Source organism: Microbacterium sp. NPDC087592, assembly GCF_044743585.1.
Lineage (GTDB): Bacteria > Actinomycetota > Actinomycetes > Actinomycetales > Microbacteriaceae > Microbacterium.
Genome location: NZ_JBIUWT010000001.1, coordinates 181,467 through 202,806, shown reverse-complemented (window position 1 = coordinate 202,806; position 21,340 = coordinate 181,467). Strand labels below are relative to the sequence as shown.

23 protein-coding genes and 1 tRNA gene are annotated in these 21,340 nt (G+C 69.2%); 17 read left to right on the top strand and 7 right to left on the bottom strand.

Going from position 1 to position 21,340, the window contains the following annotated elements; genetic code table 11:
• Positions 1–12: 12 nt before the first annotated feature.
• Positions 13–483 (bottom strand): PaaI family thioesterase, encoded by a 471-nt coding sequence (locus tag ACIOTO_RS01055; protein WP_029262990.1) that lies wholly within the window; start codon positions 481–483, stop codon positions 13–15.
• 102 nt (positions 484–585) lie between these two features.
• Between ACIOTO_RS01055 and ACIOTO_RS01050 the strand changes: the two genes are divergently transcribed.
• The 11 genes from ACIOTO_RS01050 (at position 586) to ACIOTO_RS01000 (ending at position 10,992) form a co-directional block, all read left to right on the top strand.
• Positions 586–936: a GntR family transcriptional regulator gene (locus ACIOTO_RS01050; RefSeq protein WP_262000597.1), complete on the top strand. Its 351-nt coding sequence runs from the start codon at positions 586–588 to the stop codon at positions 934–936.
• Positions 933–1,976 carry a hypothetical protein gene (locus ACIOTO_RS01045; protein ID WP_400855990.1) on the top strand — a complete coding sequence of 348 codons (1,044 nt, stop codon included), beginning with the start codon at positions 933–935 and terminating at the stop codon, positions 1,974–1,976. Before ACIOTO_RS01050 ends, ACIOTO_RS01045 begins: the two co-directional genes overlap by 4 nt.
• A 5-nt stretch (positions 1,977–1,981) precedes the next feature.
• Positions 1,982–2,932, top strand: coding sequence for a lysostaphin resistance A-like protein (locus ACIOTO_RS01040; protein ID WP_400855989.1), 951 nt, complete (start codon positions 1,982–1,984; stop codon positions 2,930–2,932).
• A gap of 31 nt (positions 2,933–2,963) precedes the next feature.
• Positions 2,964–3,623, top strand: coding sequence for an O-methyltransferase (locus ACIOTO_RS01035; RefSeq protein WP_105709539.1), 660 nt, complete (start codon positions 2,964–2,966; stop codon positions 3,621–3,623).
• 118 nt (positions 3,624–3,741) lie between these two features.
• Complete coding sequence (gene eno / locus ACIOTO_RS01030; RefSeq protein WP_029262985.1) at positions 3,742–5,022, top strand: phosphopyruvate hydratase; 1,281 nt, start codon at positions 3,742–3,744, stop codon at positions 5,020–5,022.
• Positions 5,023–5,120: 98 nt separating this feature from the next.
• Positions 5,121–5,687, top strand: coding sequence for a septum formation initiator family protein (locus ACIOTO_RS01025; protein WP_400855987.1), 567 nt, complete (start codon positions 5,121–5,123; stop codon positions 5,685–5,687).
• Positions 5,688–5,734: 47 nt separating this feature from the next.
• Positions 5,735–6,277, top strand: coding sequence for a DUF501 domain-containing protein (locus ACIOTO_RS01020; RefSeq protein WP_400855986.1), 543 nt, complete (start codon positions 5,735–5,737; stop codon positions 6,275–6,277).
• On the top strand, positions 6,274–7,581 hold the full coding sequence (locus tag ACIOTO_RS01015; protein WP_400855984.1) for a S8 family peptidase: 1,308 nt from the start codon (positions 6,274–6,276) through the stop codon (positions 7,579–7,581). Before ACIOTO_RS01020 ends, ACIOTO_RS01015 begins: the two co-directional genes overlap by 4 nt.
• Positions 7,582–7,606: 25 nt before the next feature.
• Complete coding sequence (locus ACIOTO_RS01010) at positions 7,607–9,121, top strand: NAD(P)/FAD-dependent oxidoreductase (protein WP_372467331.1); 1,515 nt, start codon at positions 7,607–7,609, stop codon at positions 9,119–9,121.
• Positions 9,122–9,414: 293 nt separating this feature from the next.
• Positions 9,415–10,320: a cation-transporting ATPase gene (locus ACIOTO_RS01005; RefSeq protein ID WP_262000601.1), complete on the top strand. Its 906-nt coding sequence runs from the start codon at positions 9,415–9,417 to the stop codon at positions 10,318–10,320.
• A 6-nt stretch (positions 10,321–10,326) separates the two neighbouring features.
• Positions 10,327–10,992 (top strand): DedA family protein, encoded by a 666-nt coding sequence (locus ACIOTO_RS01000; RefSeq protein ID WP_029262979.1) that lies wholly within the window; start codon positions 10,327–10,329, stop codon positions 10,990–10,992.
• A gap of 9 nt (positions 10,993–11,001) precedes the next feature.
• Here the strand turns inward: ACIOTO_RS01000 and ACIOTO_RS00995 are convergent.
• Positions 11,002–11,074 (bottom strand) — tRNA-Leu (locus ACIOTO_RS00995).
• An 87-nt stretch (positions 11,075–11,161) separates the two neighbouring features.
• Between ACIOTO_RS00995 and ACIOTO_RS00990 the strand changes: the two genes are divergently transcribed.
• The 3 genes from ACIOTO_RS00990 to ACIOTO_RS00980 all read left to right on the top strand — a co-directional run bounded on the left by ACIOTO_RS00990 (position 11,162) and on the right by ACIOTO_RS00980 (position 14,379).
• A complete protein-coding gene (locus ACIOTO_RS00990) occupies positions 11,162–12,409 on the top strand; it encodes an alanine racemase (protein ID WP_400855982.1) in 1,248 nt (415 codons plus the stop codon).
• Positions 12,406–13,719, top strand: coding sequence for a D-arabinono-1,4-lactone oxidase (locus ACIOTO_RS00985; protein ID WP_400855981.1), 1,314 nt, complete (start codon positions 12,406–12,408; stop codon positions 13,717–13,719). Before ACIOTO_RS00990 ends, ACIOTO_RS00985 begins: the two co-directional genes overlap by 4 nt.
• Before the next feature lie 93 nt (positions 13,720–13,812).
• Positions 13,813–14,379, top strand: a complete 567-nt coding sequence (locus ACIOTO_RS00980) for a LemA family protein (protein WP_029262976.1) — start codon at positions 13,813–13,815, stop codon at positions 14,377–14,379.
• A 27-nt stretch (positions 14,380–14,406) separates the two neighbouring features.
• On the opposite strand, the gene ACIOTO_RS00975 is transcribed toward ACIOTO_RS00980, so the two are convergent.
• Together ACIOTO_RS00975 and ACIOTO_RS00970 are read right to left on the bottom strand one after the other, a co-directional pair.
• On the bottom strand, positions 14,407–15,327 hold the full coding sequence (locus tag ACIOTO_RS00975) for a hypothetical protein (protein WP_400855978.1): 921 nt from the start codon (positions 15,325–15,327) through the stop codon (positions 14,407–14,409).
• Positions 15,324–16,580 (bottom strand): winged helix-turn-helix domain-containing protein, encoded by a 1,257-nt coding sequence (locus ACIOTO_RS00970; RefSeq protein WP_400855976.1) that lies wholly within the window; start codon positions 16,578–16,580, stop codon positions 15,324–15,326. Before ACIOTO_RS00970 ends, ACIOTO_RS00975 begins: the two co-directional genes overlap by 4 nt.
• A gap of 88 nt (positions 16,581–16,668) precedes the next feature.
• On the opposite strand from ACIOTO_RS00970, the gene ACIOTO_RS00965 reads away from it, so the two are divergent.
• A complete protein-coding gene (locus ACIOTO_RS00965; protein ID WP_029262973.1) occupies positions 16,669–17,865 on the top strand; it encodes an AI-2E family transporter in 1,197 nt (398 codons plus the stop codon).
• A complete protein-coding gene (ilvA, locus tag ACIOTO_RS00960; protein WP_029262972.1) occupies positions 17,862–19,091 on the top strand; it encodes a threonine ammonia-lyase in 1,230 nt (409 codons plus the stop codon). Before ACIOTO_RS00965 ends, ilvA begins: the two co-directional genes overlap by 4 nt.
• Before the next feature lie 65 nt (positions 19,092–19,156).
• On the opposite strand, the gene greA is transcribed toward ilvA, so the two are convergent.
• Both greA and ACIOTO_RS00950 read right to left on the bottom strand, forming a co-directional pair.
• A complete protein-coding gene (gene greA, locus ACIOTO_RS00955) occupies positions 19,157–19,645 on the bottom strand; it encodes a transcription elongation factor GreA (protein WP_029262971.1) in 489 nt (162 codons plus the stop codon).
• A gap of 96 nt (positions 19,646–19,741) precedes the next feature.
• Complete coding sequence (locus ACIOTO_RS00950) at positions 19,742–20,128, bottom strand: DUF4307 domain-containing protein (protein WP_400855973.1); 387 nt, start codon at positions 20,126–20,128, stop codon at positions 19,742–19,744.
• A 68-nt stretch (positions 20,129–20,196) separates the two neighbouring features.
• Between ACIOTO_RS00950 and ACIOTO_RS00945 the strand changes: the two genes are divergently transcribed.
• The gene (locus ACIOTO_RS00945) at positions 20,197–20,502 is read left to right on the top strand and encodes a hypothetical protein (protein ID WP_029262969.1); all 306 of its coding nucleotides are present in this window, start codon (positions 20,197–20,199) and stop codon (positions 20,500–20,502) included.
• A gap of 46 nt (positions 20,503–20,548) precedes the next feature.
• Here ACIOTO_RS00945 and ACIOTO_RS00940 read toward each other — a convergent pair whose 3' ends face one another.
• Positions 20,549–21,280: a hemolysin III family protein gene (locus tag ACIOTO_RS00940; protein ID WP_029262968.1), complete on the bottom strand. Its 732-nt coding sequence runs from the start codon at positions 21,278–21,280 to the stop codon at positions 20,549–20,551.
• Positions 21,281–21,340: the final 60 nt, after the last annotated feature.

Below are 21,340 nucleotides of genomic sequence, written 5' to 3'. Positions count from 1 at the left end.
GGGTGACGCGGTTTACCCTCGGGACGCCGTGACCCGCTTCTTCTCCCGGATGTACACCTCGCGGCGCACCTTCGCGACGACATCGCCCTCGCGGTCCGTGATGGTCGTCTCGAACCATTCGAGCACTTTCGCCCCACCCCGGGCACGCTCGCGGATCTCCTCGGCCTTCTCCTTCGACACCTCGAACTCGGCCGTCAGCACGCCGCGGCCGGGCTTGAGGAACTCGATCTCGCCGCGGGTGTCCCACACCACATGGTCGCGCCCGAGCTGATGCATGACGAGCATGAAGAAGTACGGGTCGGTCATCGCGGACATCGACCCGCCGAACGCGGTCTTGACGTAGTTGCGGGTGAAGACGTTCACGTGCAGCTCGACGGTGGCGTGGGTCCAGTCCTCGCTGAAGCGACGGATGCGGATGCCGCTGAAGAGGTTCGGGATCCACAGGCTCATGCCGAGGGCGAGGCGGCGGGGAGTGATGCGCATCCCGCCAGTGTGGGGGACGCGGGCGAGGACGACGAAGACGTCTGGAGGGTAGCCACAGTTGTTCTAGTTCGAGTAGAATAACGCGAACAAGACGGAGGTCGGATGCTGATCAGGGTCGACATGGCGAGCGGGGTGCCGCTCTACGAGCAGGTTGCCGCTTCTGTGCGCGCCGACATCATCGCCGGCAGACTGGCGCCGGGAGACCGCCTTCCCTCGGCGCGCGAAGTCGCCGAGACCCTCGAGATCAACCTGCACACCGTCCTGCACGCCTACCAGCAGCTGCGCGCGGAGGGCCTGATCGACCTGCGACGTGGTCGTGGTGCAGTGGTCTCGGCTTCCGTCGGTCCGCTCGTCGACCTGACGAAGGATCTGCATGATCTGGTGTCGCGCGCCGCCGCGCTCGGCGTCGCGCCGGCCACACTCGCCGCTCTCGTGAAGGAGATCACCGTATGACCCCCGCCGTCCGCCGTGCCCGCACCGCCTTCCTCTGGGTGGGGGTGATCATTCCGCTCACGATCCTGGCGGTGTCGGCGGTCATCGTCGCGTTCTGGCTCCCCGAGATCCCGGAGCCTGCGGCGATCCACTGGTCGGAGGACGGCGTGAACGGCTTCGGGCCCGGCTGGACCTACCTCGCCATCCTCGGCGGCATCGCGGTGATGGTCATCGGGTTCGCGCTCCTCGCGTGGTTCGCGCACCGACTCCCGCAGAACGGGCAGCCGGTTCCCTCCGCAGAAGCCGAGCGCCCGCAGTGGTCGATCACGGCGAGGTTCCTCGGCGCGATGAACCTCGGTCTCGCGGCCATCATCTCCTTCATCACCCTGGTCGGTGTCGACGCGCAACGCGGTCTCGCGGATGCCGCCGACACACCCGACATCGGCTTCGAGGTGCTGATCGGGTTCCTGCTCATGGCCGCCGGCGTGGCGATCGGGTGGTTCCTGCAGCCGTCCACGCCCCTGCCGGACACGAGCGGGTCCGAGAGCCCGGCGGAGCCCCTCCCGACCTCCGCCACGGAACGCCTCGTGTGGATCGGCACCGCAGCGATCGCCGGTGTCGCGTTGGCCGTGCTCGGCGGCGCGGTGCTGCTCGCCTGTGCGCTCGCCGCCGTCATGATCGCGACGGGAGCGGGCGGAGTGATGACCGCGGTCATCACGCTCGCCTCGTGCGGGATCCTGATCGCCGCGCTCGTCACCACCTTCGCGTTCCGCGTGCGCATCGGGCCCGCCGGACTGCTCGTGCGGTCGCTGGCGGGCTGGCCGAAGATCGAGATCCCGTCCGCCGATATCGCGTCGGTACGCGCGATCGACGTCGATCCCTTCGCCGAGTTCGGGGGATGGGGGCTGCGCTACGGCCTCGACGGACGGTACGGCGTGGTCCTGCGGCGAGGTGAAGCGCTCGAAGTGACGCGGGTCGGTGGACGGCGGTTCGTCGTCACGGTCGACGACGCACAGACAGCGGCGGCGGCGCTCGCCGCCGTCACGAGGAAGGAAGCGTGAACAGCATGGACTCACCCACCCCCACGTCTCGAAGAGTCGAGTGGCCCGCCATCATCGTCTTCGTGGTCGTCGCTTGCGCGCTGGCCTGGCTGGTGGCACTGCCACTGTGGCTCGGAGACGGTCTCGCCGAGCCGATGTCCGTCTTCCTCCTCCCGGTCATGATGTTCACTCCGGCCATCGCGGTACTGGTCGCCACCTTCGCGATGAGCGTGCCCGCGCGGGGACAGCGTGCGCGCTTCCTGGGCCTCTGGCCGCTACGGCCCGCCAAGCGCGTGGTCTGGCTCATGGTCGCCGCATGGCTCGTCCCGCCGGTCCTGGTGGCGCTCACGATCGTGGTGTCCGCAGCGCTCGGGTTCGTGCAGCTCGATCTGACGTTCGCCGGCTTCGCGGCTGAGCTCGCGAAGTCGCTGCCCGATGGTGTTCCGGTGCCGCCGGTCGAGATCGTGGTGTTCGCGCAGATCGCGATGGTTCCGCTCGGGGCGCTGCTCAACAGCTTCTTCGCCTTCGGGGAGGAGCTCGGATGGCGAGGCTGGCTGGTGCCGGCCCTGCGACCGCTCGGCACCTGGCCCGCCCTGATCCTCAGCGGCGCGATCTGGGGCCTGTGGCACAGCCCGATCATCCTGCTCGGCTACAACTTCGGGCGCACCGACATCACGGGAGTCCTGTTCATGGTCGGCGGCTGCGTCGCGTGGGGCATCCTGCTCGGCTGGCTGCGCCTGCGCTCGGCATCCGTCTGGCCGGCGGTGATCGCGCACGGATCACTGAACGCCGCCGCCGGGCTCATCGTCCTGTTCGCGGCCACGCAGCCCGACATGGCGCTCGCCGGACCGCTCGGCGTGGCGGCATGGATCGTCATCGCGGTGGTCGTCCTGGTGCTCGTGCTGACCGGCCAGTTCCGGAAGCAGCCGGAGCTCGCCGACGCGCCCGGTCGTCTGCTCTCGCCGCCGCGGGGTTGACGGAGGCCACAGCCGGCGGTTGGCTGAGGTCATGGACTCCACCCCCGCCGCCTGGTCGCAGGCCGATTCGTACCTCGCCGACACGCTCGTCGGGCCCGACGCCGAATTGGAATCGGCTCTCGTCGCGCAGCGGGAGGCGGGGCTGCCCGAGATCGAGGTCGCTCCCGTCGCCGGCAAGCTGCTGAACCTGCTCGTCCGCATCAGCGGTGCGCGAAGGGTGCTCGAGATCGGCACGCTCGGCGGCTATTCGACGATCTGGCTCGCCCGCGCCGTCGGTTCCGAAGGCCGCGTCGTGACGATCGAGGCGGAGGCTGAGAACGCCGCCGTCGCACGGGCCAGCATCGATGCCGCCGGTGTCGGCGACCGGGTCGACATCCGCATCGGCAGGGGCGCCGAGGTGCTGCCGACTCTGGTCGGCGGGTTCGATCTGGTGTTCATCGACGCCGACAAGGAGTCCAACACCGTCTATCTCGACTGGGCCGCGCGACTCGGTCACTCGGGCACGGTCGTCGTGCTGGACAACATCGGGCGCGAAGGCGAGATCGTCCGCGACGACAGCACCGACTCGAAGGTGATCGGCACCCGTGACGGACTGCGGATGCTGGGGGAGGACCCGCGCTTCGACGCCACGGCGCTGCAGACGGTCGGGGCGAAGGGCTGGGACGGCTTCGCGATCGCCGTCGTGGTCTGAGCCCGCTCCGCGCGCGGCGGTCGGACGAGTCCCTGATCGGGTCGCACGGCCGGGCTAGACTGGGCGCGGATCGACGACGCTCCACACCACGTTTTCCCCCTGAGCAAGGAGCACATCAGTGGCACTGATCGAGGCTGTAGGCGCACGCGAGATTCTCGACTCGCGCGGAAACCCGACCGTCGAGGTGGAGGTCCTCCTCGACGACGGCATCGTGCAGCGGGCGGCCGTCCCGTCCGGTGCATCCACCGGTGCGTTCGAGGCGTACGAGCTCCGCGACGGCGACAAGAGCCGCTACGGCGGCAAGGGCGTCCTCAAGGCCGTCGAGGCCATCATCGACGAGCTGGGACCTGCGATCGAAGGTGTCGAGGCGAGCGAGCAGCGCATCGTCGACGAGATCCTCATCGAGGTCGACGGCACCGAGAACAAGAAGCGCGTCGGCGCCAACGCCATCCTCGGCGTGAGCCTCGCCGTCGCCAAGGCGGCCGCAGACTCCGCTGACCTCCCGCTGTTCCGCTACCTGGGTGGCCCGAACGCGCACGTGCTGCCCGTTCCGCTCTTCAACGTCATCAACGGCGGCGAGCACGCCGACAACGGCATCGACATGCAGGAGTTCTTCCTCGCGCCGGTCGGCGCGGAGACCTACTCCGAGGCGCTCCGCTGGGGCGTCGAGACCTACCACGTGCTGCGCGCAGAGCTGAAGGCCGCGGGCTACGCGACCGGTCTCGGCGACGAGGGCGGCTTCGCCCCCGACCTGCCCAGCAACCGCGAGGGTCTGGACTTCCTGGTGAAGGCGATCGAGAAGGCCGGCTTCACCCCCGGCACCGACATCGCCCTCGGCCTCGACGTCGCGGCGACCGAGTTCTTCAAGGACGGCGTCTACCGCCTCGACAACAAGGACTGGGACGCGGCCGCGCTCACCGAGTACTACGTGGGCCTCGTCAACGACTTCCCGATCGTCACGATCGAGGACGCTCTCGCCGAGGACGACTGGGACAACTGGAAGCACCTCACCGACGCTCTGGGCTCCAAGGTCCAGCTGGTCGGCGACGACCTGTTCGTCACCAACCCGCAGCGTCTCGCCGACGGCATCAAGCGCGGCGTCGCCAACTCGCTGCTCGTCAAGGTCAACCAGATCGGCACGCTCACCGAGACGTTCGATGCGGTCAGCCTGGCGCAGCGCTCCGGCTACACGGCGATGCTGTCGCACCGCTCGGGTGAGACCGAGGACACCACCATCGCCGACCTCGTCGTCGCGACGAACTCCGGTCAGATCAAGGCGGGTGCGCCCGCTCGCAGCGAGCGCGTCGCGAAGTACAACCAGCTGCTGCGCATCGAGGAGGAGCTCGGCGACGCCGCGGTCTTCGCCGGTCGTTCCGCGTTCCCGCGTTCGCAGGCCTGAGAACAGCTGACACACGAAGAAGCCGCGCGAGCGGCGGCCGAGAAAGCCGTCGCCCGCGGCGCAGGAAGCCGCTGAAGCGGTATGACGAAGGAGGGGCCGTGGCACGACGACCGGCTCCTCCTTCGTCGTCTCCGAACCCGAAGACGACCGGAAAGGGGCGCGGCGGGTCGAAGGCGTCCGCTGCTGCCGCCCCCGCGCCCAGGGCCTCGGGGAGGAACCGCGGCGACGACGCACGTGTCGATGTGCGCGAGTGGGCCTCCGGCATCCGCCTCTCCGCGTTCTCGGTCATCATGCTCTCGCTCGTGGTGCTGGGGGCCTGGGTCCTCGTGCCCACGCTCGGCACGTTCATCGACCAGCGTCAGAAGATCGCGGCGCTCGAGGCATCGGTGCAGGTGAGCGAAGACGAGATCACGGCGCTGATCGCCGAGCGCGAGCGATGGAACGACCCCGCCTACATCACCACTCAGGCGCGCGAGCGCCTGTACTACGTCAAGCCGGGCGAGGTCGTCTATCTGATCGACAACGACCTCGATCCGTCCGTGCTCCCGCGTGAGCAGGCGCCCGTGAGCGACACACTCGAGGAGAAGCCGTCGGACTGGATGCCGCAGCTGCTGCGCACCCTGGTCGCGACGGGACTCAGCGACACGGCGACGACCGCTCCCTGAGCGTCCGCTCCGAGCATCCTCTCGGCCGGCTCCCCTACGCTGGTGGGGTGACCACGCCGCCGTTCCCCGCTCCCACGCCCGCCGAGCTCGCCGTCGTCTCGGCCCAGCTCGGTCGTCCTGCCCGGGGTGTGGTGGGCATCGCCGCTCGCTGCGCCTGCGGCAACCCCACGGTGGTCGCGACGACGCCGCGCCTCCCGGACGGCACACCGTTCCCCACGTTCTACTACCTGACGCACCCGGCTGCCACGGCCGCGATGTCGACCCTCGAGGCCACCCAGGTGATGCCGGAGCTCGCGGCGCTCCTGGCCGACGATGAAGATGTCGCCGCCGCCTACCTCGCCGCGCATGAGGCCTACCTCGCCGACCGCGCGCAGTTTGGGGAGGTGCCCGAGATCGACGGCATCTCGGCGGGAGGGATGCCGACGCGTGTGAAGTGCCTGCATGCACTCGCGGGGCATGCGCTCGCTGCCGGTCCGGGAGTGAACCCCATCGGCGATGCCGCGCTGGCGCGGTCGTCGTGGTCGCCCGAGGTGTGCCGGTGCGAAGACCCCGGTGCCGCCCAGCGCGAAGCGGCGGCGTCACCGGCATGACAGCCCGTCTGACGCTGCGCAGCGCCGCCGCCATGATGGTGGTCGCGGCGTCTGTGCTGCTCCTCGGGGCCACGGCGACGCCGCCGCCGATCCCGGACGACCCCTCCGACCCGACCCGCGCATCGGAGTATTGGCTCGACGGTGCCCGCATCCGTGAGGCGTGGCAGACGACCCGCGGCAAGGGTGTGACGATAGCCGTGATCGACACCGGCATCGGCAAGGTGCCCGAGGTGTTCGGCGATGCCGTGGTCGGCGGCACGGACGTCTCCGGTGCGGGCACGCCGGATGGACGGACGCCGCTCGGCGCGATCGACGGAAATCATGGCTCCTGGGTGGCTTCGCTCGCCGCCGGACGCGGCGCCGCCGACGGGACCGGCATGATCGGAGTCGCGCCGGAGGCCAACCTCCTCTCCATCTCGGTCGGCTTCGGCGCGGCCGCCGCCGTGCCGTTCACGGAGCAGGTGGCGAAGGGCATGCGCTGGGCGGTCGACAACGGCGCCGACATCATCAACCTCTCCTTCACGACGAACACACTCGACTGGGACGAGAGCTGGGACGACGCGTTCCTCTACGCGTTCGAGCACGACGTGGTGGTCGTCGTCGCTGCGGGCAACCGGGGGAGCGGCACGAACATCATCGGCGCTCCTGCGACCATTCCCGGCGTGCTCACGGTGGGCGGCGTGGACCAGACCGGCACGGCGAGCGTCGAGGCTTCCACCCAGGGCATCACGATCGGGATCTCGGCGCCGAGCGAAGGCCTGATCGGCGTCTCCGCCGATGGCAAGGTCGAGCACTGGCGCGGCACGAGCGGCGCGGCGCCCATCGTCGCGGGAGTCGCCGCGCTGATCCGCTCTGCACATCCCGACATCAAGGCGATCGACGTCATCAACCGCATCATCAAGACCGCGATACCGGTCCCGGACGCCATCAAGCCGCAGGATCCGCTCTACGGCTACGGCCTGGTGGATGCCGCCGCGGCGATCTCCGCGGACATCCCCCCGGTGAGTGTGAACCCCATGGGCGACCTGGCGGAATGGGTGCGCTACTTCCGTCGCGCGGAGTCGGAACCGCAGCCCGTGCCGTCGATGACGCCGGTGGACGTGCCCCCTCTTCCCGCGGCCGATGCGCCGAGCGAGGCGGCTTCACCGTTGCTTCCCAGCGCCGATTCGCTGCGCTACGGTACCCTGCCGCTCATCGCGCTCACCGTGCCTGGTATCCTGGTAGCGCTTGGCGTCACCGCAGCTGCCCGGCGCATCCGATCGGCGCGCGTTTCCGTACGCCAAATCCCCGACTCCGAGGAGTAGTTCTTCTGTGCCTCAGAACAGCACTGTGCCCAAGATTCTGATCGTCGGCGGAGGGTACGCAGGCTTCTACACCGCGTGGAAGCTCGAGAAGCACCTCCGCAAGGGTGAGGCCGACGTGACCATGGTCGACCCGCTGCCGTACATGACGTACCAGCCGTTCCTGCCCGAGGTGGCCGCCGGCTCGATCGAGGCACGTCACTCGGTCGTCGCCCACCGCCGTCACCTCAAGCGCACCCACGTCCTCACCGCCAAGGTGACGAACATCAACCACGCGCAGAAGGTCGCGACGATCACGCCGCCCGTCGGCGAGCCGTACGAGTTCGCGTACGACCAGATCGTCGTCACCGCGGGAGCCGTCTCCCGCACCTTCCCGATCCCGGGCATCGCCGACAACGCGATCGGGCTGAAGACCATCGAGGAAGCCGTCGCGATCCGCGACAAGGTCATGTCGAACTTCGACAAGGCGGCCTCGCTCCCCGCCGGACCCGAGCGCGACCGTCTGCTGACCGTCGTCGTCGTCGGCGGCGGGTTCGCCGGTATCGAGGTGTTCGCCGAGCTGCGTTCGCTGGCTTCCGCGCTGGTGGGCAAGTACCCGCAGATCAGCTTCGAAGACACGCACTTCCACCTCATCGAGGCGATGGGCCGCATCATGCCCGAGGTCTCGCTGCAGACCAGCGAGTGGGTGCTCAAGGACCTCGCCAAGCGCGGTGCCAACGTGCACCTCGACACGCAGCTGACGAGCGCGGTCGACGGCAACGTCGAGCTCTCCACGGGCGAGGTCATCCCGACCGACGTCATCGTGTGGACCGCCGGTGTCATGGCGAACCCGACCGTGGTTCGCGGTGGCGACCTCCCGGTCGAGGAGCGCGGTCGCATCCAGACCCGTGCCGACCTGCGCGTCGGAACGCCCGAGGCCTTCGTCGAGGGTGCCTGGGCTGCGGGCGATGTGTCGGCCGTCCCCGACCTCTCGGGTGGCGGCGTCGGCGGCTTCTGCGTGCCGAACGCTCAGCATGCCGTCCGTCAGGCGAAGCTCCTCGCGAAGAACCTCGTGGCCGTCCTCCGGGGCGAGAACCCCAAGGAGTACTTCCACAAGAACATGGGCGCGGTGGCGGGTCTCGGCCTGTACAACGGCGTCTTCCAGTCCGGCAAGATCGCCCTCAAGGGCTTCGTGGCCTGGGTCGCGCACCGCGGCTACCACGGCCTCGCGATGCCGACGTGGGAGCGCAAGTTCCGCGTCATCTGGGGCTGGTGGAACAACCTGTGGCTGGGTCGCGACCTGGTGAACCTCGAGACGGTGCAGAACCCGCGCTACGTCTTCGAGGAGTTCGCCGCGCGTCCGCGTCCGGCAGCTCCCGCGGCGCCCGTGGCAGATGCTGCTCCTGCGGCGAAGGCTGCTCCTGCCGCGAAGGCTGCTCCGGCGGCCTCGGAGACGACCGCCGAGAAGAAGCCGGCCGCGAAGAAGCCGGCCGCGAAGAAGCCTGCGGCGAAGAAGCCTGCCGCCGAGAAGGCTCCTGAGCCGGCCGAGGCTGCAGCGAAGTAGCAGACCCTCGAATCAGATTGAGATCGGCCCCGCGCGCTCTGCGCCGGGGCCGATCTTCGTTTCTTCGGGGCGGCTCCGAGGCGAAGCACAGGTGCGGTCGGTAGCGTGAGGGCAGCAAGGGGAGTACTCCCGTCTGCAGCGTCGTCGTCATTACGAGCACGAGATCGTGCTCCGGCCCGCTGGCCCGTGAGGGTGGAGGAGACCTTGGCACCCGCATCGCGGGGTGCCGAGAGACCCCTGCCGTCGCTTCGACGTGGGAATCCCCGGTGGCCCGCACCACGAAAGGGACACCCATGGGAAAGCTCTCCCGACTGATCGGAATGGCATCCGACGCGCTCGAGAAGAATGCCGGTTCCGGACGCACCGACCATTCGGCGGGCGGGTCCCGCTCGACGGACTGGGGCGGGATGCTCCGCGGAGCCGTGGACGCGGTCCGCGGTCCGGCGGACGGAACTCCTCGCGCCGAGCAGAGCGCACGGGTCGCGGGGGCGGATCCCTACGCGCCGCCGGCACCCGGTGCTCCGAGCGTCAGGGCCGGTTCGACCCCTCCGCGGGATCGTTACGCACCACCGGTCGCCGGATCCGCGCGTACATCCCCTGCGGCAACCGACGCCGATAGAGCAGCCATCGCCCGCTACGATTACCTGCTGCAGACGGCCGACCCGCAGCGTGTCGAGCAGATCCACCGCGAGGCATTCGCCCGTCTGACTCCCGAGCAGCGCACGCTCGTCGAGGCGCGGATGCGGCAGGAGCTCGAACCGGGGGAGCGTCCGAGGTCGTCGTCGCCGGACGACCTCGCGCGAGCGGCCGGGCGGGCCGAGGCCATGAAGCCGGGGCGGATGCGCGGACTCCTGTCGCGCGTGCGCGGCGCGGGTGCCGGTGGTGCTGCGGTCGCCGCAGGCGGTGCGGCGGTGGGACTGCTCGGCGTTGTCGCCGGTGGTGCGGTGCTCAGCACGGTGGCCGGTCCGCTTCTGGAGCAGGCCGCGAACATCGGCGTCGACTTCGGCGCGCTGGCCGAGGGCGTCGACGTCGAGTCGCTCGCCGCCGGAATCGATGTCGAGTCGATCGCGGGCGGGGCCGGCGACCTCATGGGTTCCGCAGGCGAGGCGGCGTCCGGACTGGGCGAGACGGCCACGGGATGGGGCGAGCGGCTCGGCGACCTGGGCATCCCGGGCATCGGCGATCTGTTCGGACGCTGAGCTCGGATGTTCTTCGCAACCGACGCCGAACACGGCTTCACCGGTCTGACCGGATTCGCGGCCGACGTGCTCACCTCCCTCGGCGACGTCGGGGTCGGGGTGCTCGTCTTCCTCGAGGTGCTGATCCCGCCGATCCCGAGCGAGGTGATCCTGCCGTTCGCCGGATACCTCAGCCAGAGTGGGGAGCTGAACCTGGGGTGGCTCATCTTCTGGAGCACGCTGGCCTCCTGGCTGGGAGCCCTGCTGCTGTATGGACTCGGCGCGGCGATCGGCATGCAACGGGCGGTGCGGCTGCTGGCGGCGACCCGGTTGGTGAGCCGCTCCGACCTGGAGCGGGGAGCCGACTGGTTCACGCGCAGCGGCGGCTGGACGGTGCTGGTGGGCCGGATGGTCCCGGGCGTTCGCAGTCTCATCTCCATCCCCGCCGGGGCATCGCGCATGAATCTCGCCACCTTCAGCATCTACACGATCGTCGGCAGTGGCGCGTGGAACGCTCTGCTCCTCGGTGTCGGTGCGGCGCTCGGCACGCAGCACGAGCAGTTGGAGCAGTACCTCGGGTACCTCGACTACGCCGTCTACACGGCCATCGTGATCGCCCTCATCGTCCTGGTCGCTCGCCGGGTGCGTGAGGCTGCGGGAGAGCGGAGGGCGGTTGCCGACGGCGAGAACTGAGAAGCGGAGTGCCCCCGCTGGGACTCGAACCCAGACTGAAGCGATTTTAAGTCGCCTGCCTCTGCCATTGGGCTACGGGGGCCGCGTCGTCAGCCTATCGCCGTGTGGTGGCTGCGACCCGGTGCCGCAAGGGGTGATCCGGAGTACGAGGAGGCCTTAGGGTGGGGGAGTGCTCGACCTCATCGACGAACTGAGCCCCGTCCAGGGTGCGCCCGCGACCGCCCCCGAGTGGGAAGATCCTGCCCGCTACTGGCCACGCCTCTCCGCCGCCACCGGACACTTGCCCGCGCCGGTCGGGGTGATCGATCGCGAAGCGCTCCGTTATAACGCGATGGACCTGCTGGTGCGCGCGGGCGGGCTCCCCATCCGTGTCGCCTCGAAATCGGTGCGGGTGCGGGCCGTGCTCGATGCCGTGCTGAAGCTCCCCGGATTCCGCGGGATCCTCGCGTTCACGCTCGAGGAGGCGCTGTGGCTGGCCGAGACGCACGATGACATCATGCTCGGCTATCCGACGGTGGATCGTGCGGGCCTGGAACGGCTCTTCTCCGACGAGCAGGCGGCGCAGCGCATCACGCTGATGGTCGACGATCTCGTCCACCTCGACTTGATCGACAGTGTCGCAGGTCCCGCCTCGCGCCCCGAGATCCGGGTCGCGATCGATGTCGATGCGTCCTGGCGCTCTTCCCTCCTCGGCCACATCGGCGTGCGCCGCTCGGCGCTCTTCACGCCCGGCGAGGTCGCGGGCTTCGCCCGCAAGGTCGTCGCCCGTCCCGGCTTCCGGCTCGTCGGACTTCAGATGTACGACGCGCAGATCGCCGGTCAGGGCGATGATGCCGGTGCCGACGCGCCGCTGATCCGCATGGTGCAGGCACGTTCGAGGAACGAGCTGCGGGAGCGACGGGCAGCCATCGTGGCCGCCGTCGGTGCGATCGCTCCGCTGGAGATCCTCAACGGAGGGGGCACCGGCTCGCTCGAGTTCACGGGGAGCGACGAATCACTCACCGAGGCGAGTGCCGGGAGCGGGCTGCTCGGTGGCCACCTGTTCGACGGCTACCGCTCGTTCCGTCCCGCTCCTGCCTCGGCCTTCGCGTTCGATGTGGTGCGCCGACCGGCCGCCGACATCGCCACCGTGCTGGGTGGAGGGTGGGTAGCTTCCGGTCCCGCTCTCGCCTCCCGTCAGCCCCGTCCGGTGTGGCCCGAGGGACTCCGCACACTCGGGCGCGAGGCCGCCGGTGAGGTGCAGACGCCGCTGCAGGGCCCCGCCGCCACGTCGTTGGGCGTGGGGGACCGGGTCTGGTTCCGGCATGCGAAGAGCGGCGAGCCCGCGGAGCGCATCGAGCGCTATCACCTGGTGTCGGGGGAGCAGGTCATCGAGGAGCTTCCCACCTACCGCGGCGAGGGAAAGGCGTTCCTGTGACGAGAATCGGCGGCTCCTGGCAGAACTGGGGCCGTTCGGCCTCGGTGCGCCCCGTGCGCGTGGAGCGTCCGCGCAGCCCCGAAGGCGTGCAGCGCGCGGTGATCGCTGCGGTCAAGCACGGTCTCAGCGTGAAGGCTGTCGGAGCGGGGCACAGCTTCACCGGCATTGCCGTCGCACCCGGTGTTCTGCTGGAGCTGGACGACCTGCAGGGACTCGTATCGGCGGATGCAGCCAGCGGCCGCGTCACCCTCCTCGCAGGAACCCGTCTGCACCGCATCCCCGGACTACTCGCCCCCTATGGGCTCGCCATGGAGAATCTGGGCGACATCGATCGCCAGTCCATCGCGGGAGCGATCTCGACCGGAACCCACGGCTCCGGTGCCCGGTTCGGCGGCCTGGCGACCCAGGTCGTCGGCATCACCATGGTCACGGCCGCCGGAGATTTCCTCCGCATCGACGATGAACACGAGAGCGACCTGCTGCCTGCCGTCGCGCTCGGGCTCGGCGCGCTCGGCATCATCGTCGAGGTGACGCTGCAATGCGCGCCGGCGTTCGTGATGCACGCCATCGACGAGCCGGCGCCCCTCGACGACGTGCTCGCCACACTCGAGGAGCGCGTGGCCTCGTGGGACCACTTCGAGTTCTACTGGTTCCCGCACACCGAGGTGGCGCTGACGAAGCGTCAGACGCGACTGCCGGAGTCGACGGTGCGCAAGCCGCTCCCGGTCGTGGGCAGGTGGATCGATGAGACGCTCCTCTCCAACGGGGTCTACCGCGTCGTGTGCGCTGCGGGGCAGGTGGTTCCTGCGGTGACTCCGCCGTTCAGCAGGTTGGCGGTCAAGCTCACCGGGGACCGTGAGTACACCGAGCTGTCGCATCGGGTGCTCATCCAGAGCCGCACCGTGCGTTTCCGTGAGATGGAGTACGCGCTCCCGGCCGAGAACGTCGTGCCGGCGTTCCAGGCGGTCCGCGCCCTCATCGCTCAGCGCGGGTGGCGGATCGAGTTCCCGATCGAGGTGCGCTTCGCGGCGGAAGACGACCTGTGGCTGTCGACGGCGCACGGGCGGCCGAGCGCCTACATCGCCGTGCACCGGTATTGGCGCGCCGACCCCACGGAGTACTTCAACGCGGTCGAGGAGATCATGCTCGAGTTCGGCGGACGGCCGCACTGGGGCAAGCTGCACACGTTGACGGACCAGACGCTGCGCGAGCGCTACCCTCGATTCGACGACTTCGTCGCGCTCCGCGACCGCCTGGACCCCGAGCGGCGCTTCTCGAACCGCTATCTCGAACGGGTTCTCGGAGCCTGACCCGGCTCGAGGCCGCAATCCGCGCCGCGCGCCCAGTCCACGTGCAGGGTGCGCGTCTAGGATGAGAGAAACACGAGGAAGGGTGGGCCTCTGATGGAATGGCTCGTGCCGGTACTGATCGTTGTCGGAGTGATCCTGCTCGCCGGCATCTATCTGTGGGCCACGTACAACTCGCTGGTGCAGCTGAAGGTCCGCGTCGACGAGGCGTGGAGCGGCATCACGGTGCAGCTGAAGCGACGAGCCGACCTCATCCCCAACCTCATCGAGACGGTCAAGGGATACGCCTCCCACGAGAAGGCGGTCTTCGAGAACGTGACTCGTGCGCGCGCCGAGACGCTGTCGGCCGGCGGTCCCGGTGAGGCCGGCATCGCCGAGGGACACCTCCAGCAGGCGCTGCGCAGTCTCTTCGCGGTCGCCGAGGCGTACCCGCAGCTGCAGGCGAGCACGAACTTCCTCCAGGTGCAGCAGGCGCTGGTCGACACCGAAGACAAGATCCAGGCTGCGCGCCGGTTCTACAACGGTGGCGTGCGCGAGCTCAACACCAAGATCAAGGTCTTCCCGAACAACCTGTTCGCCAAGGGGCTCGGCTTCACCGAGCGGGAGTTCTTCGAGGTCGCCGACAGCAGTGCGATCTCCGAACCTCCTCGCGTCCAGTTCTGATTCGAATCGCATTCACCAGGGGCCCGCTCACCAGGCGCTGAGCACCACGCCCTCTGCGGTGAACGACACGTCGCCGCGCAGACTCCACGAGTCGGTCCGGTAGGTGGCCTCACGTTTCGCGCCGTCCTGACCGGTTCCGGTGACCGTGGTGACGAGGACGCCCCCCTCCGCCGCGAATCCGTTGCCGGATAGGGCCAGCGTCGGTAGCTTCTCGATGCGGTACCGGTACTCCGACACGGCGCGGAATTCGGTACCCCAGGGAATGCGGATGCCGCAGCCCTCGGGCGCGGCGGTGCCGGGCTCCGCGCACGTCTCGAGGTGCTCGTCGAGCTGATTCTGGGCTGCGACTGTCGCCTCCGAGCGCAGCGACACATCGATGTCGACGGCCGTCTCGTCGCCGGGGAGCACGGTCACCGATGTCTCTCCGCTGAGCAGCGACACCGGTGCGGCGGCGACGGTGTAGCTCGCCGGCAACAGCGCCGTGGCTTCGCCCGCGGGCAGCGTCTGCCCGCCGATGGAGACGAACGAGCCGATCGAGGGATCGGCGGTCACGGTGCCCCGCCCGGACTCATCCACGACCCACCGCCCGTCGACGGGGGAGAGTGTGAGCGCTGCCGTGTGCTTCTCGTCGGCCAGGCGGAAAGTGATCTCGGCCGTCGCCGTCACACCACCGACCGGCGCGCTGTCGTCTCCGCTGACGGAGATCACCTCCGCATCGTGCACGAGTGCCGTCGCGTCGGAGAACGCGTCGAGGGTCTCCCGTTGCATCACGGCACCAGTGGCCTCCACCGCTGCGGGGTCACCGGATTCGAGTGCGCGCAGGTACTCCGCCGCCGCCTCCTCCGCCGTGGCGGGGCGGCCGGTCGCCTGCCAGATCCACAGGCCCCCGGCGACGAGCACGACGACACCGACCGCACCGGCGATCAGCCACCATCGCCGCCGGCTCACGGGGCACTCTCTCTAGCGTGCACGTGGCGGTGCACGCTGCCACCTGCTCCGGTCAGCGCCGCATGAAGCGCTGCCGTGGCATCACCCCACCCAGAGACCGAGACCCGCTCCAGGCCCTGCCAGGCGGCCGCGAGGGCCAACTCGGCGGCGACCGGCTCGGCATCGCCCGGCTGCGCCTGGGGTTCCCACCACGCGGACTGCACCTGCAGCGTCGAGGTGGCGCGGTCGGCCTTCAGATCGACGCGCGCCACGATGCGGTCGCCGACGAGCACGGGCAGCGAGTAGTAGCCGAACCGGCGCTTCTCGGCCGGCACGTAGATCTCGATGCGGTAGTCGAGATCGAAGATGCGCAGCGCCCGGTTGCGGAACCACACCACCGGATCGAACGGAGTCAGAACGGCCGCGGTCTCGATCTTGCGGGGCAGCACGGCATCGCGATGCCGCCACGCGCGCAGCGGACGGCCTCCGCGTTCCCAGCCGCGCACCTGCACCGGCTGCAGCTCGCCGGCGTCGACGAGCTCGGTGATCGATCGGGCGACCGCGGCACGGTCGCGGATGCGGTAGTAGTCGGCGAGGTCGGACTGCGTCGCGACACCGCTCGAGCGAGCCGCACGGCGCGTCAACTCCAGGATCGCCTCGTCTCGGGAGATCTCCCGCGATCGGATAACGTCGGGGATCACCTGGTCGGCCAGCGCGTACGTGCGCTCGAAGCCCCGGCGGCCGCTCACGGCGACATCGCCCGTGCGCCAGAGGTGTTCGAGCGCGAGCTTGGCTTCGTCCCAGTCCCACCATGTTCCGCGCTCTCGCGGCGCGTCGTCGCGCAGGTCGGCGGGACGCAGCGGCCCCCTGGCGCGGAGTTCGTCCTGCACCCACTGCACCGTGCGCGCGTTGTTGCTCATCCACGAGTCCTCATCCGCCCACTTCCGCCGGAAGTCGTCCATGCGGAATCGCCACAGCGGCCAGTCCGCCACCGGGATGAACGTCGCCTCGTGGGCGAGGTACTCGACGTAATGGGTGGTGCGGGAGAGGAAGACCCTGTCGAGCAGTGTGGGGTCGTAGGAGCCGAGACGCGAGAAGAGCGGCAGGTAATGCGAGCGCGCGAACACGTTCACCGAATCGATCTGAAGGACGCCGAGCCGATCCATCACGCGGTGCACGTGGCGCGCGGTGACCGATGCGGGTCGGGATCGGGTGAACCCCTGAGCGGCGAGGGCGATCCGCCGGGCGTGCGGGGAGCTGAGGGTCTCGGTCACGCCGTCAGCGTATCGCCGGGCACCGACATCTCCGCTCTTCAGCGATGGATGCGTCGAACGGCATACGGCTTGACCGTAGACTTGGGCGATGAGCGAGGACCAGCGCCCCCGGCTGCGAGATCTCTTCCGTCCGCGCCCGGTCTCCACCGACCGCACCGTGACGACCGATGCCGATGAGGCGGTGCCCTTGCCGCTGCGCATCACGGCGAGCTACTCCTGGCGGCTGTTGATCATCGCCGCAGCGATCGGCGTCTTCATCTGGCTGGTGATGCTGCTGAAGCTCCTGGTCATCCCGCTCATGGTCGGCATCCTCATCACCGCACTCCTGTGGCCGGCGTTCTCGTGGATGCTGCGACGCGGATTCCCACGCTGGCTGGCGATCACGATCTCGCTGATCGGAACGGCCGCCATCGTGACCGGACTGATGTGGCTAGTCGTCTGGCAGGTGCGCGCTCAGCTGCCCGACGTGCAGGCACGCTCGACCGAGGCGTTCGACCAGTTCCAGGTCTGGCTCCACGAAGGTCCCCTGAACCTCTCCGACACCCAGATCGCCGACTACCTGCAGCAGGGCCTCGACTTCCTCGACGAGCAGACGCAGGCGCTCTGGACGGGCGCACTGGCCATCGGCACGACGGTCGGACACGTCGCGACCGGTGCGCTGCTGTCGCTGTTCATCCTCATCTGTCTCCTCGCCGACGGCGCAGGAATCTGGCGCTGGACCCTTCGGATCTTCCCGCGCAAGGCGCGGCCCGCCGTCGACGGTGCCGCCCGAAACGGCTGGGCGACGATCGTGAACTACGCCCGCACTCAGTTGTTCGTGGCCACCATCGACGCGATCGGCATCGGCCTCGGGGCATTCCTGCTGCAGGTGCCGCTCGCGCTTCCGGTCGCCGTCCTGGTGTTCCTCGGCTCCTTCATCCCGATCGTGGGTGCGGTCGCGACCGGCGCCGTCGCCGTGTTCCTGGCTCTCGTCTACAACGGGCCGTGGATCGCACTGTGGATGCTCGTGGTCGTGCTGGCGGTCCAGCAGATCGAGGGCCACATCCTGCAGCCGATCATGATGGGCTCCGCGGTCAAGGTGCATCCGCTCGCCGTCGTCCTCGTCGTGGCGGGCGGCGCGATGATCGCCGGCATCCCCGGAGCACTGTTCGCCGTTCCGCTTGCGGCCTTCGTCAACGTCGCGGCCGTGACCATCAGTTCTGGTTCCTGGCGCACCGGCGTCGGGCCCAGCGGAGACCTTATCTGGAGCACAGTACCGCGCGAGCGGAGACGGAGGAATCGATGAGTGCAGTCCCCAGCCTGACCGAGTTCGAGCTAGCGGCTCAGAGTCTGGCTGAGGTGATCTCGCACACGCCGACGTTGCCGTCGCGAGCCCTCTCCGACATTCACGGAGGCACCGTCCTGCTGAAGATGGAGAATCTTCAGCGCACGGGCTCGTTCAAGATCCGCGGTGCCGCGTACCGCCTCTCACGCCTGAGCGCCGAGGAGCGCTCGCGGGGCGTCGTCGCCGCATCCGCCGGCAACCACGCCCAGGGCGTCGCGCTCGCGGCGCAGGCGCTCGGCATCCCCGCGACCATCTTCATGCCGCTGGGGGTTCCGGTTCCCAAGCTCCTCGCCACCCGCGGGTACGGCGCCGAGGTCGTGCTGGAGGGTGAGACCGTGGCGACATCGCTGCGTCTGGCGGCGGAGTTCTCCGAGCGTACCGGTGCGGTGCTGATCCACCCGTTCGACCACCGCGACGTCGTGATCGGGCAGGGGACGCTCGGACTCGAACTGCTCGAGGACGCCCCGGATGTCGACACCGTGGTCCTCGGCATCGGTGGCGGAGGCCTGATCGCGGGCGTCGCCGCGGCCGTGAAAGCGCGTGCCGCCGAACTCGGGCGCACCGTCCGCATCATCGGCGTCCAGGCCGAGAACGCCGCCGCTGTGCCCCCGTCGCTCGCTGCGGGCGAACCCGTGGACATCGTCACCCGTCCGACCATCGCCGACGGCATCCTGGTCGCGCGCCCCGGCGCCATCCCGTTCGACATCATCAAGGAGCTCGTCGATGAGGTCGTCACGGTCTCGGACGATGACCTCGCTCGGGCGATCCTGATCCTGCTGGAGCAGGCGAAGGTCGTGGTCGAGCCGGCCGGTGCGGCCGGCGTCGCGGCGATCCTGGCCGGCAAGGTCTCCGGCACCGGCACGACGATGGCGGTGCTGTCGGGCGGCAACATCGATCCGCTGCTCCTGCAGCGCGTGGTCTCGCACGGGCTTGCGGCATCGGGCCGATACCTCACCATCCGCGTCCCACTGCCCGACCGTCCGGGCCAGCTCGCCCGCGTCTCCGAGCTCATCGCCGAGGCGGGTGCGAATGTCATCGAGGCGATGCACACCCGTCATGGTCACGGACTCCAGATCAGCGAGGTCATCCTCGAACTCAGCGTCGAGACGCGTGGCCCCGAGCACTCGGAGCACACGCTCGACACGCTGCGGCGGGCCGGCTTCGAGCCCATCCTCGTCGCCGACTGACCTTCCCACCCACGCAGAAGCGCCCCCGCGTCCGAGAGGATGCGGGGGCGCTTCTGCGTGGGTGGTCAGCCCGCGTAAGTCTCGACGTTCACGATCTCCACGCTGATGGAACGCCCGTTGGGCGCCTCGTAGGCCGACTTCTCGCCGACCTTGAGGCCGAGGATGGCCTGACCGAGCGGGCTGGCCTCGCTGTAGACGTCGAGGTCGCTGCCGACCGCGATCTCCCGACTGCCGAGGAGGAAGACCTCTTCGCCGCCGGCGACGAGAGCCGTGACGACGGTGCCGGGCTCGACGATCCCGCGGCTGGCGGGAGCCTCGCCGACCTTGGCGGTCTTCAGCAGAGCCTCGAGGGTGCGGATGCGGGCCTCCTGCTTGCCCTGCTCATCCTTCGCGGCGTGGTATCCGCCGTTCTCCTTGAGGTCGCCTTCTTCGCGAGCCGCCTCGATGCGCTTGGCGATCTCATCGCGACCGACGGTCGACAGGTGCTCCAGCTCGGCGACGAGCCGGTCGTAAGCCTCCTGCGTGAGGAAGGGAACCTGAGCATCGGTGGACATGGCGAAGCTCCTTCTTTCGGGATCCCTCCGGCGTGCTGCGGGGGATATGCCAAGACGCCCCGGCTCGTGCCGGGGCGTCGTATGTCTGCCACGAGTCTAGGCGACCCAGCAGGTGTTCACCAAACCTGTCGTGGCCTCGGCGACCGTCGGGATGGTGACCGACTTCGCCTGTGAGTGACTGTTCCCGGCGGGGATCTCGACGATCTTCCAGCCGACCACGCCGAACTCCTCATCGAGGGCTTCGAGAGCGCACACGACGTCCCGGCCCTGCACGCCGGTGACCTGGAAGCTCACCTCCACCGAGTGCTCGTCGACGAGCGTGAAGCCCAGATCGTCGGCGTCCACGGAGGCCATGGACTGCGCGACGGTCATCCAGCTGAAGGCACCGATCACGAGCAGCGCGAGGCCGCCGCCGACGATCCACGGCCACCGACGCCGTCGGGTTCGTCCATAGCGTTCGTCGAGCTGTTGTGCGGTCGTCACAGGTGGGTCTTCCCGGTCGTTAGGCTGGTGGTACCAGGTTATGCGACCTGCGTACGAAAGGCCGATTCATGCTCGCTCTGACCGAGACCCCGATGCCGACGCCCAGCATGACCGTCGATCCGGTGTCCGTCACCCCGGGGTTCGTGGGCTTCGCGGTGATCGTGGTGATCGTGATCGCCGTGATCCTGCTGATCTGGGACATGAACCGTCGGATCCGCCGCGTCCGGTATCGCGACGAGGTGCGCGAGGAGCTCGACGCCGAGGAGGCCGCCCGCGCCGCAGCCGGAGCACAAGCCGACACGAGCGCGACGGGATCGACCGAGGTCGACGGCTCGAGCACACACGACGAGGGTGAAGAACCGCCTGCACGCTGAGCGCCCACGAGTTCCGGAGCGCCCGAGTGAGGACGGGTGACGGTGACTACGGAGCGCCGAGCGAGGGCGACAGCGGCGCGATGGCGATGAGCAGGCACGCGGTCCAGTGGCACAGGAACGCGAGCACCGTGCACACGTGGAAGATCTCGTGGAAGCCGAAGTGGCCGGGCCAGGGGTTCGGTTTCTTGAGGGCGTAGACGACCGCGCCGCCCGTGTACAGGAGCCCGCCGACGATCACGAGCACCATCATCGCGACGTTCGCCGCGAGAAGGTCGCCGATGTACATCACCGCCGCCCAGCCGAGCAGCAGATACAGCGCGACGTACAGCCAGCGGGGGGCGTTGATCCAGAAGACGCGGAAGAGGATGCCGACGAGGGTCCCTCCCCAGACGAGGCAGAGGAGCAGCACTCCCTTCGCAGGCGGCAGCGCGAGCACGGCCAGCGGCGTGTAGGTGCCGGCGATCAGCAGCAGGATGTTCGCGTGATCGATCCGCTTCAGGAGCACCTTGACCTTCGGCTTCCAGTCGAACCGGTGGTAAAGCGCCGAGTTGCCGAACAGCAGCATGGACGTGACCATGAAGACCGCGGAGGCCCATTTCGCTGCGGCCCCGTCGGCGACGAGGATCAGGATCGCGCCGGCGACCACCGCCACCGGGAAGGTGCCCGCGTGGATCCACCCTCGCCACGTGGGTCGGATCTCCACCGCGGCATCAACTTCCCCGGCAGCGTGCAGCGGGAGCTCGGGGACGTCGGGACCGGACTGTTCGGGAGTGCTCACGTGCTCACTCTAAGCCGACGCGCATACCTCGACGAGCACATGATCCTCAGCATCCGCACA

Excerpts from the sequence above, each read along its gene's own strand:
- greA (WP_029262971.1), bottom strand. The coding sequence starts at position 19,645 with ATGTCCACCGATGCTCAGGTTCCCTTCCTCACGCAGGAGGCTTACGAC.
- ACIOTO_RS01045 (WP_400855990.1), top strand. The coding sequence starts at position 933 with ATGACCCCCGCCGTCCGCCGTGCCCGCACCGCCTTCCTCTGGGTGGGG.
- ACIOTO_RS00980 (WP_029262976.1), top strand. The coding sequence starts at position 13,813 with ATGGAATGGCTCGTGCCGGTACTGATCGTTGTCGGAGTGATCCTGCTC.
- ACIOTO_RS00945 (WP_029262969.1), top strand. The coding sequence starts at position 20,197 with ATGCTCGCTCTGACCGAGACCCCGATGCCGACGCCCAGCATGACCGTC.
- ACIOTO_RS01040 (WP_400855989.1), top strand. The coding sequence starts at position 1,982 with ATGGACTCACCCACCCCCACGTCTCGAAGAGTCGAGTGGCCCGCCATC.
- ACIOTO_RS01005 (WP_262000601.1), top strand. The coding sequence starts at position 9,415 with ATGGGAAAGCTCTCCCGACTGATCGGAATGGCATCCGACGCGCTCGAG.
- ACIOTO_RS01050 (WP_262000597.1), top strand. The coding sequence starts at position 586 with ATGCTGATCAGGGTCGACATGGCGAGCGGGGTGCCGCTCTACGAGCAG.
- ACIOTO_RS01055 (WP_029262990.1), bottom strand. The coding sequence starts at position 483 with ATGCGCATCACTCCCCGCCGCCTCGCCCTCGGCATGAGCCTGTGGATC.
- ACIOTO_RS00965 (WP_029262973.1), top strand. The coding sequence starts at position 16,669 with ATGAGCGAGGACCAGCGCCCCCGGCTGCGAGATCTCTTCCGTCCGCGC.
- ACIOTO_RS01000 (WP_029262979.1), top strand. The coding sequence starts at position 10,327 with ATGTTCTTCGCAACCGACGCCGAACACGGCTTCACCGGTCTGACCGGA.
- ACIOTO_RS01015 (WP_400855984.1), top strand. The coding sequence starts at position 6,274 with ATGACAGCCCGTCTGACGCTGCGCAGCGCCGCCGCCATGATGGTGGTC.
- ilvA (WP_029262972.1), top strand. The coding sequence starts at position 17,862 with ATGAGTGCAGTCCCCAGCCTGACCGAGTTCGAGCTAGCGGCTCAGAGT.
- ACIOTO_RS01035 (WP_105709539.1), top strand. The coding sequence starts at position 2,964 with ATGGACTCCACCCCCGCCGCCTGGTCGCAGGCCGATTCGTACCTCGCC.